This is a genomic window from Paracoccus xiamenensis (assembly GCF_011308835.1).
Classification (GTDB): domain Bacteria; phylum Pseudomonadota; class Alphaproteobacteria; order Rhodobacterales; family Rhodobacteraceae; genus Paracoccus; species Paracoccus xiamenensis.
In genome coordinates this window covers 1-2,503 of record NZ_JAAOHY010000018.1, presented here as the reverse complement: position 1 = coordinate 2,503, position 2,503 = coordinate 1, and the positions used below count along the sequence as shown (strand labels likewise).

At 63.6% G+C, this 2,503-nt stretch carries 2 protein-coding genes; both read right to left on the bottom strand.

Annotated elements, in window-relative coordinates; all coding sequences use genetic code 11:
• Positions 1-134 precede the first annotated feature (134 nt).
• Entirely contained in the window at positions 135-890 is a 756-nt protein-coding gene (istB, locus tag G7044_RS17825) for an IS21-like element ISPve1 family helper ATPase IstB (protein ID WP_166331348.1), read from the bottom strand.
• Positions 887-2,383 carry an IS21 family transposase gene (gene istA, locus G7044_RS17820; protein WP_166331346.1) on the bottom strand — a complete coding sequence of 499 codons (1,497 nt, stop codon included), beginning with the start codon at positions 2,381-2,383 and terminating at the stop codon, positions 887-889. The genes istB and istA overlap by 4 nt, the downstream gene beginning before the upstream one ends.
• Between the last annotated feature and the right edge of the window lie 120 nt (positions 2,384-2,503).

Below are 2,503 nucleotides of genomic sequence, written 5' to 3'. Positions count from 1 at the left end.
TGTCAACGGCGGCGTAAAACCCAGCCACTGGGCGGCGCAAAAGTCGGCCACCCTTGCGCGCGGCTGAGACCGCCGTGAGGGCGTAGCCCGAGCGGGGGTCTCAGCCGCGTGGTTCGATTTTTTGAGGGGGGGTGTCAGCCGGCCTTTCTGGCGCGACTGTTGGCGAGGCGGTAGCTTTCGCCATTCACTTCGAGGAGATTGACGTGATGGGTCAGCCGGTCAAGCAGCGCACCGGTCAGGCGCTCGGAGCCGAAGGTTTCCGTCCACTCATCAAAGGGCAGATTGCTGGTGATCATGATCGATCCGCGCTCATAGCGTTGCGAGATCAGTTCGAACAGCAGCTCGGCGCCGGTCTTCGACAGGGGTACGAAGCCAAGCTCGTCAATGATGAGCAGCTTGTATCCGGCCATCTGCTTCTGGAAGCGCAGTAAGCGGCGCTCGTCGCGGGCCTCCATCATCTCGCTGACCAGGGCTGCGGCGGTGGTGAAGCCGACGGACAGGCCCTTCTGGCAGGCGGCCAGACCAAGGCCGAGGGAGATGTGCGTCTTGCCCGTGCCACTGGGGCCGAGAGCAATAATGTTCTCCCGCCGCTCGATCCATTCGCACCGGGCAAGCTCCAGCACCTGCATCTTGTTCAGCTTCGGGATTGCCGTGAAGTCGAAGCTGTCCAGGCTTTTGACGGCCGGGAACCTGGCGGCCTTGATGCGCCGCTCAACCATCCGCCGCTCCCGGTCGATCAGTTCCAGTTCGACAAGCCGTGCCAGGTATCGGACATGGTCCACATCTTCCGCCGCACATTGCCTGGCCAGTTTCTGATGCTCGCGCAGGAAGGTGGGCAGCTTCAGCGCCTTGAGGTGATGGGCGAGCAGGATTTCCGGGGCGTCATTCATGCCACGCCCTCCGCACCGCCAGACAGCAACCGCATGTAGGAGCGGGCCTCGGTCTTCTCGACCGTCGCCCTGGGCAGGTAGGGATAGCAGTCCAGATCCAGCCGAGGTGGCCGGCGCTCGACCCGGCACAACAGCAGATGCTTCACCGCATCGAAGCCGATCGCCCCCATCTGCAGCGCCTGCCTCACGGCCGCATGCAGATCGGCCAGATCGAAGGTTTCCAGAAGCCGCAGAACCTGGACATATTCGCGCCGGCCCTGCCGGTTCATCCGCGCCTCCATCAGCCGGCGCAAGGTGGCGAACTCTTCCGGCAGGTCCCAGCCCTGCAGCGGTGCCGCCTGATCCAGCGCATTGATCTTCTGCTCGATCAGCGGAAGGTAATGGATCGGGTCGAAGACAAGTTCGTCGCGATCCCAGCACCGGGGATGACGGGCGATCACCTCGCCCCGGCAGCCGATCACCACCTCATGGATATAGCCCCGGATCCAGACATCCTGATGGCCGTAAGCAACCGGCACCGAGTAATCGTTGGTCTTGTAACGCACGAGCGATTGCGACGAGACCCGGCCGTTGTCCTGATCGCAGGCATCGAAAGGCGCCCCCGGGAGCGGACGCATCGCGGCGAGGTCGCGCTGCAATCTCTCGCCGATTGTCTCGCTCTCGCCGCGCAGGACGGTGTGCTGACGCTTGAGGCATTGCTCTTCCAGCCACAGGTTGAACGCGTCCCAAGTGGCGAACTCAGGCATCGGCACCATGAAGTTGCGGCGGCAATAACCCACCAGGCCCTCGACATTGCCTTTGTCGTTGCCCTTGCCCGGGCGGCCATAGCGATCCCGGATCAGGTAATGCGACAGGAAACCGCTGAACAGGGTGGCTCGCTTGCGCGTCCCGTCCGGCAGGATCTTCGCCACCAGGCAGCGGTCGTTGTCGTAGAGCACAGACTGCGGAACCGCCCCGAAGAAGGCAAAGGCGTGGATGTGGCCGTCCACCCAGGCCTCGGCCACCGCCGCAGGGTAGGCCCGCACATAGCACGCGTCGCTGTGCGGCAGGTCCAGCACGAAGAAGTGGGCCTTCTGCTCAACACCGCCAATCCGGACCAGAGCCTCGCCGAAGTCGGCTTGCGCATGGCCAGGCGGATGCGACAGCGGCACGAACACTTCCTGCCCACGGCGTTCCCGCTCCCGAATGTAGTCCTTGATGATCGTATAGCCGCCGGTGAAGCCGCATTCCTCGCGCAGCCGGTCAAACACCCGCTTGGCCGTATGCCGCTGCTTGCGCGGCATGGTCCGGTCCGCCTCCAGCCAGCCCTCGATGATCGGAATGAACGGATCGAGCTTCGGTCGACGCACCTCGGCCGTCCGCCGGTAGCCCGGCGGGACCGAAAAGGTCATCATCTTCGCAACCGTGTCACGCGAGATGTTGAACATCCGCGCTGCTTCCCGCTGGCTCATGCCTTCCGCGCAAGCCTGGCGAACTCTCAGATATAGGTCCACGCTGTAAATCCTCACGCCCTCCCTGCTGACGCAGAAAGGCAATAGGTGGACGACTTTTACGCCGCCCGCAGCAGCACCATGCCGCCGCTAACGTGGACTAATTTCGCACCGCCGTTCTCA

Excerpts from the sequence above, each read along its gene's own strand:
- istB (WP_166331348.1), bottom strand. The coding sequence starts at position 890 with ATGAATGACGCCCCGGAAATCCTGCTCGCCCATCACCTCAAGGCGCTG.